At 41.1% G+C, this 16,171-nt stretch carries 10 protein-coding genes; 1 reads left to right on the forward strand and 9 read right to left on the reverse strand.

Annotated elements, in window-relative coordinates:
* Positions 1-136 precede the first annotated feature (136 nt).
* Positions 137-1,714 carry a BCCT family transporter gene (locus L3V38_RS05060; protein ID WP_237118593.1) on the forward strand — a complete coding sequence of 526 codons (1,578 nt, stop codon included), beginning with the start codon at positions 137-139 and terminating at the stop codon, positions 1,712-1,714.
* A gap of 67 nt (positions 1,715-1,781) precedes the next feature.
* Here the strand turns inward: L3V38_RS05060 and L3V38_RS05065 are convergent, their stop codons facing one another.
* The 9 genes from L3V38_RS05065 to L3V38_RS05105 form a co-directional block, all read right to left on the reverse strand.
* Positions 1,782-3,242 (reverse strand): efflux transporter outer membrane subunit, encoded by a 1,461-nt coding sequence (locus tag L3V38_RS05065; RefSeq protein ID WP_237118594.1) that lies wholly within the window; start codon positions 3,240-3,242, stop codon positions 1,782-1,784.
* A gap of 1 nt (position 3,243) precedes the next feature.
* Positions 3,244-6,318 carry an efflux RND transporter permease subunit gene (locus tag L3V38_RS05070; protein ID WP_237118595.1) on the reverse strand — a complete coding sequence of 1,025 codons (3,075 nt, stop codon included), beginning with the start codon at positions 6,316-6,318 and terminating at the stop codon, positions 3,244-3,246.
* 3 nt (positions 6,319-6,321) lie between these two features.
* Complete coding sequence (locus L3V38_RS05075; protein ID WP_237118596.1) at positions 6,322-7,395, reverse strand: efflux RND transporter periplasmic adaptor subunit; 1,074 nt, start codon at positions 7,393-7,395, stop codon at positions 6,322-6,324.
* A 103-nt stretch (positions 7,396-7,498) separates the two neighbouring features.
* On the reverse strand, positions 7,499-8,380 hold the full coding sequence (locus L3V38_RS05080) for a LysR family transcriptional regulator (protein ID WP_237118597.1): 882 nt from the start codon (positions 8,378-8,380) through the stop codon (positions 7,499-7,501).
* Between the two features lie 20 nt (positions 8,381-8,400).
* A complete protein-coding gene (locus L3V38_RS05085; RefSeq protein WP_237118598.1) occupies positions 8,401-9,108 on the reverse strand; it encodes a 3'-5' exonuclease in 708 nt (235 codons plus the stop codon).
* Positions 9,108-11,006: a DUF294 nucleotidyltransferase-like domain-containing protein gene (locus L3V38_RS05090; RefSeq protein WP_237118599.1), complete on the reverse strand. Its 1,899-nt coding sequence runs from the start codon at positions 11,004-11,006 to the stop codon at positions 9,108-9,110. The genes L3V38_RS05085 and L3V38_RS05090 overlap by 1 nt, the downstream gene beginning before the upstream one ends.
* An 82-nt stretch (positions 11,007-11,088) precedes the next feature.
* Positions 11,089-14,166 carry an efflux RND transporter permease subunit gene (locus L3V38_RS05095; protein ID WP_237118600.1) on the reverse strand — a complete coding sequence of 1,026 codons (3,078 nt, stop codon included), beginning with the start codon at positions 14,164-14,166 and terminating at the stop codon, positions 11,089-11,091.
* Complete coding sequence (locus tag L3V38_RS05100; RefSeq protein ID WP_237118601.1) at positions 14,166-15,185, reverse strand: efflux RND transporter periplasmic adaptor subunit; 1,020 nt, start codon at positions 15,183-15,185, stop codon at positions 14,166-14,168. The genes L3V38_RS05095 and L3V38_RS05100 overlap by 1 nt, the downstream gene beginning before the upstream one ends.
* A 285-nt stretch (positions 15,186-15,470) precedes the next feature.
* Positions 15,471-16,103, reverse strand: a complete 633-nt coding sequence (locus L3V38_RS05105) for an outer membrane beta-barrel protein (RefSeq protein WP_237118602.1) — start codon at positions 16,101-16,103, stop codon at positions 15,471-15,473.
* Positions 16,104-16,171: the final 68 nt, after the last annotated feature.

Consider the following 16,171-nt stretch of genomic DNA (forward strand, 5'->3'; position numbering starts at 1 on the left):
GATTAATCATGGGCACTATTATGATTAGTATTCAAACTATTTTTAAATTTCGAACGTAAAAATACTGATATAGCTAATTTGTGTGCCTACCGGCCGTTTAGCTATCTGCTAAATAAAATTACAACAAGAGGTATTCATGAGCGAACATCATGACAAGTACAGTATCGACAATACAGATTACACTGTCGGTCAGGACAATGTACAAAAATGGGGTTTTGATGTGCATAACCCTGTGTTTGGTATTAGTGCAGGCTTAATTGCGCTATTTTTAGTGGCTACACTCATTTCTGACGCAGAAACCGCTAAATTAACCCTTAACGGCATTAAGAATGACATTATTAATAATTTTGATGGCTTTTTTATGTGGTCAGCAAACTTATTCGTATTGTTTTGCTTAGCATTAATTGTTTCACCATACGGTAATATCCGCCTTGGTGGTAAAGAAGCGCGTCCAACCCACTCTCGTATTTCATGGCTGGCAATGCTATTTGCTGCTGGTATGGGTATTGGCTTAATGTTTTGGGGCGTAGCTGAGCCCGTTGCCTACTTTACAGGCTGGTATGAAACACCACTCGGTGTTGAAGCTAACACCCCAGAAGCCGCTAAACTAGCAATGGGTGCAACTATGTTCCATTGGGGTTTACACCCTTGGGCAATTTACGCGGTTGTTTCGCTTTCACTCGCATTCTTTTGTTATAACAAAGGTTTGCCGTTATCTATTCGTTCAATTTTTTACCCTATTTTAGGCGACAAAGCATGGGGCTGGCCTGGCCACCTTATTGATATTCTAGCTGTACTTGCCACGCTATTTGGTCTTGCAACGTCTCTTGGTTTAGGCGCTCAACAAGCGGCTGCAGGTATTAATCATGTATTTGGAACCGATAGCGGCATTGGCTTACAAATTGGCGTTATTGTTGGTGTGACGTTACTTGCTGTGATTTCTGTAGTTCGCGGTATCGACGGCGGTGTAAAACTGCTTAGTAACGTAAACATGCTTATCGCTTTTGTATTACTTGTATTTGTTGCACTTGTTGGTTTTTCTGCAGCATTTGGCAACCTTCCTAATACGGTAATGGGTTATGTTGAAAACATTATTCCACTGAGTAACCCGCATGGCCGTGAAGATGAAACTTGGATGCATGGCTGGACTGTATTCTATTGGGCTTGGTGGATTTCATGGTCACCGTTTGTAGGTATGTTCATTGCGCGCGTATCTGAAGGACGTACAATTCGTGAGTTCTTAATTGCCGTATTACTTGTGCCTACCGTTGTGACTATCTTCTGGATGTCAATTTATGGTGGTATCGCTATTGAACAAGTGATGGATAAAGTGGGTGTACTAGGTGAGAAAGGTTTAACTGATGTACCACTGGCTATGTTCCAAATGTTTGAAGCATTACCTATGTCACAAGTGCTTTCATTCATTGCAATTGTGCTGGTACTCGTGTTCTTTATCACTTCTTCTGATTCAGGTTCATTAGTTATCGATTCGATTACTGCAGGCGGTAAGGTCGATGCACCTGTACCACAGCGCATTTTCTGGGCGACCATTGAAGGTGCAATTGCTGCGGCTCTAGTTTGGATTGGTGGCACGCAAGCAATAGAGGCACTACAAGCTGGCGCTGTATCAACAGGCTTACCTTTCACCGTAGTACTGTTGCTAATGTGTGTGAGCTTGCTGCTTGGTTTAAGAACTGAGCCAAGAGGACGATAAAAAATAAAAACCCAACAGGAGAGTCAGTTCTTGTTGGGTTTTGTTTCAACATATGGAATATCTTAAACTATTTTTTTATCTGCCAATCCCCTCCTAAGCTTTTGTGTAACATTACGACTGTGGTTGCAGTGTTTAATCTAGCTAACACTTCTGCATCTTTTAGTTGGTTGTTCTGTTTTTGCGCATTTAGAACTGAAATATGATCAATTAAACCAGCACGATACAAAACTCTTGCTTTATCCAATGCCATTTCAGCATGACTTACAGCTTTTGAAATTTGAGTATTGAATTGCTGAGCATTCGCATACGCGTAGAGAGTTGTTTCAACTTCATTAAATGCAGCATTAACAGTGTGCTGATAGCTTAAAACTGACTGTTTAAAATTGGCTTTTTGCATATCAACCATGGCCTCACCTCGGCCGCCATCAAATATATTCCAACTTACTCCAGCCCCTAATGACCAAGATATTGAATCCGAATTAATAAGATCATCAAAGTCACCCGCTACAAAGCTTGGCGCACCAGTAAGGAAAAGGCTTGGGTATTTAGCGGCGATAGCCGCACCCACCTCTTCATTTTTGGCAGCAATTTCTCGCTCCGCCAGTGCGATATCGGGACGTCTTGTCAGTAGTTGTGAAGGTAACCCTGTTGGCACCAACCCTTGCATTTGTGGTAATGGTGCATCAGTAAATCTCAATTTAGTTTGATTCACAGACTCACCAAGCAAAATAGCAATGCGATTCAGGTGAACTTGCTGCGCTGTTTTAAGTGGCAAGAGTGCCGATTTAGTCGTCGCGAGCATTGTTTTTTCATTGGCAATATCTAACTCAGAGCTATAACCATTTTCGAATAATGACCTAACCAACGCTAAAGACTGCTCTTGTTGCACTACATTTTGCTGGGCAATAACAAGGCGAGACTGCGCGCCTCGGTACTGCAAATAGTTGTTAATAACATCAGCTGTAACAGCTGTATTGACAGCTGTTTTCATAACCTCAGCTTGTTCAGCTCTAATTTTTGCAGCGGCAGACATACTCTCTATACGTCCGAATATATCTAGCTCCCAGCTGGCATTTAAACCGACAAAATGATCTTTACTATCTCTACTGGCACCGGAGATATAGCCTCCACCAAAACTGTCTGGTAAGGCAATATCACCAATTAACCCACCGGCAACGGCTTCATTTTCACTAAACCGTAAATCAACCACACCTGCACTTAAAGAAAGAGTCGGAACTTTATACGATGCCACTGATTGATGATAAGCATTCGCTGCGTTAATCCTCTCACTGGCTTGTTTAATATTAATGTTCTGCTGTTGAACATCCTCAACAAGCTCAATAAGTTGTTCATCAGCAAATTTATGCCACCAATTTTGCTGTGTTAATTGCTGTTGTATCTCTTTCGAATTTGATGCATGTAAATACACATCAGCAACGCTCACGTCTGGTCTTTCATAATCTGGCGTCATAGAGCAGCCACTAATAAGTAATGCGGATGAAATGATTGTTAATGTTAGCTTTTTCATTTTAATACTCCTCGACTTTATCGTGTTGCAGTTGCTTTTCTAATCGCTCTTCTTTCGCATAAAACAAACGATATAGTGCAGGCATAATAAACAGTGATAAAACAGAAGCGGCCATCAACCCTCCAATTATAGTGGCGGCCATTTGGTCGAATAACTTGTCTGTTAATAATGGAATCATGCCAAGTGCCGTTGTCAACGCAGCCATTGAAATTGCCATAGTACGATTGAGAGTTGCATCTTTCACTGCATTAACAATACGTTTGCCATTTTTTCGCTCAAGCTCAATTTGATCCATTAGTACAATACCGTTTTTAATAATCATGCCTGACAGACAAATCATGCCGACAATACTCATGAAGCCAAATGGTTTATCTAATGCAATTAAGCTCCAAATAATCCCAATACTTGCAAGTGGTAGAGTGATAAAAATGATCAGTGGCTGACGGTATGCATTGAACATGGCCACTAAAATAAGCAGCATTAATACTGTCGCTTTAGGGTTCTGCTCTAAAAGATCATCAATCGAGCGTTTTTCATCATAATACTCTCCTCCCCAATGCATGCTGTAGCCCTTAGGTAAAGTCATCGACTCTATTTGAGGCGCTAATTCAGAACGTACTGATGCAGGAGTTGCATTAACTACACCCGCCTGTGCAGTAATGGCTGGTTGACGATTTCGACGCCAAATTACACTTTGCTCGCCTTTTATTTGTATATCATCGACAACTTGCCCAAGTGGCACGCTATGGCTTGAAAGTAATGATCTCACTGGAATATTATCAAGCTGCTCAATACTACTATCGCTATTGATTAGCTTAATTGCGATTAAGTCATCACCTTGACTCAAAGAACCTATTTGCATGCCTTCAGAAGCTTGGTTAAGTGCTCTTGCGATATCAGTACGGTTTACACCCGCAAGCCTTGCCGCTTCTTGATTTATAATTGGAACAAGAACCTTACTTTCTTGACGCCAATCATCACGCACGTACTTGGTATTTGGATGTGAGCTCATAATGTCTTTCGCTTGTTTTGACAGTTGCTTTAATACTTCTGGATTCGGCCCTTCAAATCTAACTTCAATTGAATACTTATCCTTCGTCGCTAATTTTAGATCTCTAAAGCGCGGTTCAGCATGTGCAAACTCAGCAGCTAACCATTGGTCGCCTCTCTCAACTAATGGTGCTATGCCTGCAAAATCCTGTGTATTTATGAGGATTTGCCCATAGCTTGAATCTAGAGGCTCTGGCTCAACTGTTACAGAAAAACGGGGCGCACTTTCACCAATGTAGCTTGAAATACTTTTTACTTCTGGCTGTGCGAGTAACCATTGTTCAACTTTTTTCATATCCTCAGAAACAACATCACTTCGACCACCATTAGGTAGCCAGTAATCTAAAAACACAATTGCACGGTCTGAGCTTGGCATAAAGTTTACTTTTAGCATTGGTGCCGCAAGAAGTGTTGCAACAAGCAAAGGAACGACCATTAAAACTGCTTTTTTAGGATTATCGACAGTCCAGTTAACTGCTTTGCGATACCCTGCCATGACCTTAGATTCTTTCTGTTTTGTTGGATTGTGATCAACACGGATAAACGCCCAACACAGTAGTGGCGTAACTATCATTGCTACAACCCACGAGAGCAATAATGAGCTACATAACACTTGCACTATTGATAAAGAAAACTCGGCAGAGTCTGTCTGTGAAAACAGCACTGGCGTTGTTCCCATCGCCGCAATAACTGTTGCGCCTAATAATGGCCAAGCCATTTCTGAAATGGACTCTCTAACGGCTTCTGTTCTTTGTATACCTTGCTTTAACTTAGCGACAAATAAATCAACAATTACAATCGCATTATCAACTAACATACCCAAGGCAAGAATAAATGAACCAAGTGACACACGCTGAAGATCAACATTAGTCATATTCATATACACTAATGTAAATAAAATAGTTAAAAATAGACTAACACCAACAATTGTCGCACTGCGCCAGCCCATAAAAATAAACAGCACAACAACCACAATTACGACACTTTCAATTAAATTAGCGACAAAGTTGTTGATTGATTTTGTAACCTCATCAGGCTGGTAAGCAATGATGCCAACACTTGCACCAATAGGCAGTTCAGATTCAAAGTCTGCAAGTACAGATTTTAACTCATCACCAATATTAACGACATTTATGCCATTTTCTGGGCTAACAGCCAGTGTAATTGCCTGTTGACCATTAAAACGGCTAGCTGTATTGATTGGTGTTTCATAACCCATAGTAACAGTGGCAATATCACCAAGACGTACGACTCCAGAACTATCTTTAAGCTCATTGATACCTGTACGGATCATTAAATTTTGTATGTCAGTAAGATTTTGATATTGGCCTGTTTGCTCAACACGAATATTCTCTTTGCCAATATCAAAGTCTCCACCATTCACTGGGCTTGTTTGAGCATTAAGTTGATCAACAAGCTGCAACATAGAGATATTACTTTGTGCTAACTTTGTATCGCTTACAGCAATATTGACAACCTGTTTACGCACACCATGTAATTGTACTTTTTTAATGCCATCAACAGCTTTAATTCGACGTTGCAATTCTTTCGAATAATCATCTAGTTGATGCATTGGAATGTCGTCACCATAGACTGCAAACAACATCCCATAAACTTCAGAAAATTCATCTTGCACTACCGATATTTGAGCTTCAATCGGTAGTTCTAATTTAACATCTTGAACTTTTCGTCTTAATAAGTCCCATTGTTGAGGTAACTCTTCAGAAGAATAGCTTTCTTTGAGGTCAACAAAAATCATTGAGCTTCCGGGGCGAGATAACGAACGAAGCTTCCAAAGTGACCCCATTTCTTGCAGCCGCGTTTCAACTTTGTCCGTTACGAGCTGCTCAACTTCCTCTGCTGATGCACCAGGATAAAGAGTAACAACAACAGCACTTTTAACGGTAAAAGTGGGATCTTCTAACTTACCCAAGTCAAAATAAGAGTAAACACCAGCAATCATGCAAAGTATTGTGAAAAAAATCACAAATGTGCGTTGGCGAAGTGCGAAAGTAGATAAATTCATAGCTTACTTCACCTCTTGAACAAAACTTATTTGCTGACCATCTTCAACAAATGCACTGCCTGAAGTAACGATATAATCGCCACGCTTTAACTTACCATCTATGCACACAACCGATTGTTTTTGGTTTGTTATCTCAACCGGTAGCTTTTGAACGGTATTCCCTTCAACTTTAAACACAAAACTATTTACTGATTGTTGCACCAGTGCTTGCGTAGGAACACAGAACTTACCTTCTTCATCTACAATATTAAGGTCTACATACACAGGCTTGCCGGAAAAAAGCGGCTCGTTATTCGCGTTTTTAACTCCAAAAGTGACTTCATAAGTGCGTTTAAGCTGATGTGGCACGCTTGCTATATCCGTCACGGTCGCTGATAAAGAATTATCGTGCCCATGCCAATTAATCTGTGCAGGCATACCAAGTGCAATTTCATTAATAGCGCCTTCTGGCACATCAGTGACCGCTTCGAGTAAATCTGGTTGATGAAGGGTTAAAACAGAAAATTGTGGTGATGTTTGTTCAAATGAATCAATAGCAATCTGTGCGACAACACCATCAAATGGGGCTTTAAGGTTGGTATAACGTAGCGAGTCTTCTGCTTTTTGCAGGGCTTGTGTGACTAATTTTACATTAGCAATTGCACGGCTATACATAGTTTCAGCACGGTCTAGCTTTATACTTGCTATTGCGCCATCTTTACTGGCATTGCGAATACGAGAAAGCTCAAGCCCTGCCAGCTCTTTACTCGCAACGGCTTCATCTAAGCGTGCTTGCAACTCACTGACTTGCACTTCAAAATCATGGCTATCTAACGAAGCAAGTATTTGACCTTTTCTGACAAACTGGCCTTCATTTACATGTATATTTTCAACTTTACCAGCAACGCGGAACGACAAATCAGCCTGCTTTTGTGATTGTATTACGCCACTAAGCCTGAAATTTCTGTAGTTTTCCTTATGCTCTAATTGAACAACATTGACTGGTCTAAGTGGTTTTTCTGGTGTTTTAAGCTCAGCTTGGCAACCCGTTACCCCGATTGCCACAGCTAAGATAGATAAAGTTTTTAAACTATTCATAATATAGCTTTCCATATGTTGTTTTGGGAAAGCGATTATATTATTTAATAATAGTGAGATAATTAGCCTGTAGCGGCAAACACTATTCCATTTATTGAGACAATCACTGCCACTTGTTTACTTCATCTAAGAAATAATCAATAAATAACCTAGCGGCATGAGAAGTACCCTGCCTACTTGGGTAAACTAACCAGATATCCTCAATCATAGTTTCGTATTCTGGCAGTATGTCAACGACTTCCCCAGCAGCTAGGGCATCTTTCACAACAATCTCAGGCATCAATGCTATTCCTGAGCCAGCTAATACGCTATGTCTTATAAAATAGGAGTTATTAACAATTAATTGGCTGTTTACGACTACACTTTCAGTTTGAAATTGCAGGGTATTTTCTAGCCGACCATCAGGCCAACGCAGTAAAATTATAGAATGATCTTGAAGCTCATTTAACGACTTAGGTTTACCAAACTTTTCAATGTATTGCCTGCCCGCATATAACTTACGTTTAAAAGGCTTGATTTGGCGCGCTACAAAGGAGCTGTCTGCTATCGGTCCAATATGAATGCTGGCATCTAAACCATAGCTGATAATGTCATGGTAACCCAAGCTACTTAGGTGAGTTTCGATCTGAATGTTCGGGTATTGACGTAAAAACCCCTGCAAAATATCATGACAAAGAATGTCTGATTCATTTAAAAAACCTATTTTTATACGCCCTGTTGGACTGTGACTTTGAGTTCTTACAACTTCATTCGCTTTATCAAGTTGAGGAATAATATTCAGCATATTGTTGTAGTAATCTAACCCCGTGGTCGTTAGCGTTAGATTACGTGTTGTTCTAATTAGTAACTTGGCACTCAGCTGTGTTTCCAATTCACTAATTCGTCTGCTCACGGTCGATCTTGGTAGATTCAGCGCTTCTGCGGCACTTGAAAAGCTTTGTAACTCAACCACCAGCATAAAAAGCTTAATATCATCTATTTTCACAATTGCTCCTTACTGAAAATCTAAAACCAGAGTTGAGACAATTCAGTATCAGGTCGGTAATGGTAAGCGAGTTGCGCTTGTAAAAGCTCGGCGGTTGCTATGGCGTCATTTAAAGCATTATGATTTTGATATGCGGGTAACGAATAGCGTGTTCGTGAATCAGCTAACCTTACCGAGCCAAGTTTGGAGTTAAATAACCGGCCTAGTAATCCCTGCTTTGCCTTCAGAGCCCTTCTTTCAAGCTCTAATGTATCAATAACAGCAAATTCTACCCCTTCATTAACGCGTGACATCATTGCCTGATACAAAAAGTGCCTTTCAATTGGCGCAAAATGAACCACGATGACTTTACCTGTTAAAGCCTTAAGTACCGGCTCCATAATTGACGAAAAATCAGGGGCATGTTTGAGCTCAGAGTGTGTTATTCCATGTATGACAATAGACTCTTCATCTAACTTTTGCTGCGGTTGAACGAGCCAATGGGCGCTGTCTTTGCAATAAATTCGTTTTGATGTAAAAGGGACTAACCCCACACTAACAATATCATCTTTATCAAAATTTAGACCGGTCGTCTCAAAATCTAATGCGACCAATGGTACTTCACTAATTGGTAAACTGGCATTTGATACAGCTGACTGGTAGAAACTTTTAATCACTGGGTGCGTACTTTTTTCAGCTAACAGCTCATAACGCTTCGGCCAATCAATTTTTGAAGGGTGAGCAGCCATTATTTCATTCCTGAATTGGCTGAATAGCGAAATTTTAAGAAGTTTTGCGCTTTATCTAAGATAGCGAACGCCTCTTTTAAGTTTCGCTGCTCAAAAGGTGATAGCAAATGTGGCTCTAAATCGTTATCAGGTTCTTCATCGAGCATTTCAATTTGCCATGCTTGATGTCGAATACGGATCATAGCGATATATTCAAGGGCATCTCGTAAGTCTTGCGCTTTGCCTTCAGGAAGAAGCTTTGCATCGATAATATCTTCAATGCGCTCAAATGAATTTTGCTTTCGACTACCAATTGCCAGTGCGTGTACACGTATAACATCAGACAAAGGTGCTGTCCCACGGCGTTTCAAATTCATAGAGCGTTTGTGCTGACCATTGTGCTCTAAAACGAAATCTTTAAAAAAGCCTAGCGGTGGAGTTCGGTTACGCGCATTCGCTGCCATATTGGCTAAGAATCGTTTATTGCTACGCCCTTCTTTTGCAATAAAACGCTTTAATTCATCAGCCCATTTGGTTTTGCCATAAACGCCGTCCAAATCAAAAAAGATTGAACTGTGTAATAAAGCTTGAGGCTTAGGCTCTGCTATCCAGCCTGCAAATTGTTCTTGCCATTGCTCTCGTGTTAAACGCCACTTTTTAAATGACGCCATAATTTCACCATCGCAGTACTTATAACCACACTCAGCCAAGCCATCACAGACAAAATCAGCGAGCTTTTGGAAATAATCATCGTGCAAAGACTCATCAAAACTATTATCAAGAATAATGGCATTGTCTTGGTCGGTCACAATTAACTGCTCATCTCGTGCCATAGACCCTAATGCAATGAAACAATATGGAACAGGCGGTGGGCCAAACTGCTCTTCAGCTAAATCAAGCAAGCGTTGTTTAAATGTGCGCCCAATTACAGCCATTGCCGTACCAATCATATGTGAATTGGCATCTTCATTCACCATACGTACAAACACACTCGGCAGTTGCCTTGCATAATGAGCTAAATCTTCCACCGACTGCTGTGCTAATATACCGCGCACTAATAACAAGCTACTTTGCGACTCATAACGTAAAATATCGGATAATGAAATAACACCTATAGGCTTTTTCTTCACCACAATAGGCAAGTGATGAATGTTGTCTCTAAGCATCGCAAGAACGGCTTCAAATACATACGCATTGCTATCAAGGAGTACTAAATCTGTTTGCATTATTTGCTGAGCATGTGACTCATAACTCAGCCCTTTTGCAATCACACTTGAGCGTAAGTCTCTATCGGTAATGATCCCCACTACTTGACCGTCATCATCATCGGGGTCATCACTAATAGGTTTGTCTGCATCAGTGACTAGAACTGACGAAACCGACTCTTGTGTCATCACCTGCGCCACCATTTGAACTGTTGCATCTTTGGCAACCGTTACAACATCACGGTGCAATAAAGATTTTACCTTGGCTGTAGTTAAGTCGTTACTATCAGCTTGCTCAACGATTGCTTGATGTAAGCGCACATTGCCATCGGCTTCAAAAAAGTCCGCAAAGGGTTCAAACTGATCACAATACTGATTAAATAACTCTACATTGATACAATAAACAAGTGTGTCTTCAAGTGCTTTTGCTGGAAATCGAACTTTGCGATTCATTAGCAAACCCATTTGCCCAAAAATACCGCCAATAGTTAAACGGTTATACAAGTCTCCGTCACGACGATACATTTCAACCGCACCGGTACGAATAACGTATAAATCAGCGATATCTTCGCCATAATTTAATATTTGTGTACCTGCGCGAAAATAAGCAATTTCAACTTGTGATGCGAGTTTATTAATGGCCTCATCAGGGAGATCATCAAAAGGAGCGTGATCTTTCAAAAATTGAGCAATATCGATGTGTTCGGCTTGCATATGCGTACCTAGTCAGAAACTTTTTCTTGATTGTGAGCGTAATCGGCTATTTTTTCAAAGAAAAATAGCCGATTTTAATGAATTAAGCTTTTTCAAGCTCATCGGCAAGTAGTTTAGACTCATCCCCTCTAGGTTTAGTAAAACGCGCTAAACCGAGGTAAATAACAGGGGTTAAATAAAGCGTAAATAACACAGCAAGTGCTAAGCCTCCAAATACAACCCAGCCTATTGCATTTCGTGCTTCAGCTCCCGCCCCCGTTGAAAGAATGAGCGGTAAAGCACCCAGTAAGGTTGAGACCAATGTCATGGCAATAGGTCGTAAACGCACTAAAGCGGCCTCTTCAACTGCAACTCTAACAGAGCGGCCTTGATCCCGTAGCTGGTCAGCAAATTCCACCAGTAAGATCGCATTTTTAGCAATCAAACCGATTAGCATCACAAGGCCTATTTGTGAGTAAATATTCAATGATGTACCCGTTAAATAAAGAGCTAAGATTGCTGATGTAATACCAAATGGTACGGTTATCATTACCACTATGGCACTATTAACGCTCTCAAACTGGGCTGCCAACACAAGTAAAACAATTAAGAATGCTAAAACATAGGTTACAAGTACTTCATTGGCGGTTTCTTCAAAGGTAAGGGCTTCACCTTTGAACGCAAGGCTAATACCGCTTGGTAAACTTTGCTGCGAAATTTCACGAATTTTAGTGACCAGCTCAGCGATTGTCACATCTTCAGGTAACTCCATACTAAGCTCAATGGCTCTACGCTGTGCATGGCGCTCAAGCTCTGCAGCAACACCTTCTTCCGTAATAGTTGCGACGCTGCTAAGTGGTACTAGCTCGCCATCGCGCGTACCAACATATAGATTAGCTAAATCATCAGGGTTCGTTATTGTTTGGTTTTGAGCTTGCAGCATAATTGGGATTGATTGGTCACCAATGTTTAAATCGGCGATATCATCACCATTGATTGCCGCTCGAAGCGTCACTGATATATCACTGAGCGATACCCCTAACTCTTCAGCACGGCGCCTATCAATATTAACTCGCAATTGTGGCTGCGATGGCTGATACGAAATCCGCACAGGGGCAACAGCTGGCATCGCTTTTTCAATTTCAGCAGAGAAGTCTTGTGCGGCTTTAAATATTTCTAAATAGTCTTGGCCAAGTAATGCAAGCTCAATTCCCCCACCTTGACCACGTAAGTTCAAGCTATTTGAGCCACCGGGATAACCCGCAGCGCCTGGAATATTACCTAATGGTTCGCGAATTTTATCAATAATTTCTTGCTGACTAAAATGACGTTCATCCCAATGTTTTAACGGAACTGTAATGAATACGATGTTAGGATCCCACTGCCCAACTACAGTGTAAATTGACTCAATTTCTCCGCTTTCAACATAAGGTAATAAAATATCTTCCATCTGCACAGCTTGCCTATCCATAAAATTAAGGCCAACCCCATCTGGGCCACGGGCAAAAATCCTAATTTTGCCGCGATCTTCTGTCGGTAATAACTCATTATCTAAATTGAAATAAAGTGCACCAGAGCCTGCAGCAACCAATAAACACGCAAAAAATGTTAACCATGCATGTTCAAGCACACCATGAATAGAGCGTTTATATATTGCTGCTAAACCATGTCCCAATTTAGCGAAAGGATGAAAACCACCTTGCTTTAATTTCAGCTTAGAGGTCAGTGCAGGTACTAATGAAAGGGCCACAAAGCTGGAAATAATTACTGCACCGGCTAGTACCCCACCAAATTCTCTAAACAGTCGCCCTGCTGTTGAAGGTAAAAAAGCGATAGGCACGAATACTGCGGCAAGTACTGCGGTCGTTGCTACTACTGCAAAAAATACTTCACGCGTGCCAATTACCGCTGCTGCACGCCTACCCAACCCTAAACCACGTTGCCGCTGTATGTTTTCACTCACCACAATCGCATCATCAACAATTAGACCTGTAGCTAACACTAACGCCAATAAAGTTAAAATATTAATCGAAAAACCAAGTGCCCAAATAAGCGCGAGCGATCCAATTAATGCCACGGGTATTGCAAAGGCAGGAACAAGGGTTGCTCGCCATGAGCCAATAAACACCCAAAGCGTAATCACCACCAGCAACACTGTCAGTAATAAAGAGTTGATAACCTCATCAACGGAGCTTCTAATAAACTGTGCGTCATCAGAGGTAAGCGTAAACTCCATTTCAGGAAAACGTTCGCGCATTCCTTCAATTAAGCTAAGAACTTCATCAGAGATTTCGATAGTATTTGACTGTGCTTGACGAATAATTTCCATACCAATCACAGGCGTGCCATTGAGTCTTACAAATGAGCGCGGATCTGCAGGGCCAAAATACACCGCAGCGACATCACCAATTCGAGTATCATTACGAACAATTATATCGGCTACCTGCTCAGCAGAAATAGACGTTGCATCGGCACGCACAATCACTTGTTGATCGCTCGACTTTAAACTTCCCGCAGGTACGTCAAAAGGCGCTTGACGAAGCACGTTAGCAATATCAGGCACGGTTAAATTAAAGCTACTCAGTTTAAGTGGGTCTATTCGAACACGTAATACGCGTTCGCGGTCACCGTTTAAGCGTACATCAGCAACCCCTGGAATAGTTAAAAACTGCGGTGCTAAATCGACATCAACGCGCTCTGTTAACGCCTCAAGTGATAAGCTGTCGCTTGATACCGTTAACGATACAACCGCTTCGGCATCGTTATCGGCTTTTATAATAGATACACGTTCAACTTCCTCAGGTAGTTCACGCTGAACACGCGCGACTGATTCTCGGGTTTCATTTGCTGCATCATCCAGATTAACACCGGGGCGAAACTCAACCACAATACGAGCGTTATTCTCTTCACTTTGAGCGCGAATAGTCTTAACGCCACTTACCCTTGCTACAGCTCCTTCAAGCTTACTGGTCACCTCTGTATCAACAGTTTCAGGTGAGCCACCAGGAAATGAGGCTGAAACAGTAATTCGAGGTCTATCCACGTCAGGTAATTCACGAACTTCAACACCTGCAATCGCCGCAATACCAGCAATGATGATCAACAAATTCAGCACCACAATTAATACTGGCCGACGTATCGCCATTGATGGTAAATCTTCCATCATAGGTTGCTGTTTCATTATTGCTCCTTGGCCAGTTTAATATTATTAATATGAACTAACTCTTGGTCAGGTCGTAAACGCTGAACACCTTCAGTTACGAGTAAATCACCTTCTTTTAATCCACCGGACACAAGTAAACGCCCTGCTAATCGTTGTTCAATTTTGACATCAACACGGGTTGCTTTATTATCAGCACTTTTCCACACATAAGGGCCTGCAGCGCCCCACATCATGGCAGCTTCAGGTACTACAGCGAAATCATCACCAAGTATATTTATATTTACTCGAAAGCTCATCCCCGGCATAAACTGCTTGGCTAAGTTATCAAGTTTTGCTTTCGTTCTTAAAGTGCGCGTTTGTCCATTTATACGCGAATCCAATTGTGCAATTTTTGCCTCGTAAGCTTTTTCGCTAAGCCAAGGAATCACTTCCACACTGCCTTTGCTTCGCAATACATTAACTGCGGCCTCTGGCGCATTAAAGTTAATGTAAAGCTCAGTTGTGTCATCAATCGTTGCAATAGCTGTTTGGGTTGTGATCCTATCGCCTACTTCAACGTCGGTAAGACCCATCACGCCACTAAATGGGGCACGCACTTGGCGGTCTTCTAATTCAGTTTCAGCCTGAGTTAACTGAACTTTAGCCAGTTCAAATAAGGTTTTAGCATCATCTAGATCACTTTGTGGGACAGCTCCTCTGGCATGACTTTCAACTAATCGCTTCATAGTGCGCTCAGTATCTTGTAATGTAATTCGAGCTTCTGTAAGGGCTGCTTTTTGACGGCGAGAATCTAACTCGAGCAACAATTCACCTTTTTCGACATTGTCTCCTGGTTTAAAATGTACATGGGTGACTCTATCCCCTACAGCAGGATAAAGTGTTACAGAATGAATTGCCTCAGCGTTACCAACCGCTTTTATTTGCTGTTTTGTTTGTTCTAATCTAACGGGTTGTACGACAACATTTGCTGCATGCGCTACTGTTATAAAGCTAATACAGGCTAAAAATGTCCATGATTGAAATCTGCCAAGCTTCAAAATTTCACCTAAATAAGAATCGTTTTAATTGTTACGAAGTGTAACAGCTTTGTGATCAATAAGAAGATATGTTCGATTAATAGCAGTTCAGTGCGGCTAATGTCATTATAAAGACTGGTTAAGCGTATTAATCAAGGGCTGCAAGCAAAATATTATAAGCTAATTGATATAGCGCTGGTACTGAGTAAAGAGTAATAATGAGAAGTGAGTAGTATGGCAATGGCTACTCACTTTTTAAATAAATCGAGCAACTAGATGTTTACCTTGGTAACTAGTTCTATAGAGTTAAAACCTAAACACAAGCGATGCCACGATTGTTTGTGTTGAGATATCAGCTATGTCTGTTTTTTCATAGTCGATTGTAGCCGCTACGTTATCATTAAAACCATAGCCAACACCAAAGCCCGTTAACAAGGATACTCCGGTATCACTTTTTTCAACCACGCTATAAGATTCTGCTGATTCTTGTAAGTAGCTAAAGTCATTGTCCCAGACGTAGGCACCAGCATGTGCTCTTAGGAAAAAACTCCCCGTAATTGGGTAAGTGGCAATAATTCGTGTATCAAAAGAAAGTGTTTTAAAATCTCCCTCGTACACAGTCTCCTTAGTCGGTTCATTTTTATCATTGACCGTATCACGGTAAATATTAAAGTTTGCTTCCCCTGGTAAACCTAGTCCCACTTCAACGGCAAAATATTGGTTAAACTGATAACCATAAAAACCTCTAAAGCCTTTACCTGACTGTTCATCACTGTAATTTAGTGGTGCGAAAGAATCTTGCTCTATCGAAGGGATAAAATTGATATCGTAATTATTGTTTTGTAGAGCCAAACCAAAGTAACTGAACTCATTATTAGAATTGGCGTGCGACATTAACGGCATTAGGCATAGTGCCGCTGTTGTAAGCTTTAATTTCATAGATATCCTTCTCTTTTTGTTCCAACATTCTTAAATAGCAAGGCAGGCTAATCGCTATATTTAGCCAA

This window comes from Pseudoalteromonas sp. L1 (assembly GCF_021728095.1).
In the GTDB taxonomy this organism is placed as follows: Bacteria; Pseudomonadota; Gammaproteobacteria; order Enterobacterales; family Alteromonadaceae; genus Pseudoalteromonas.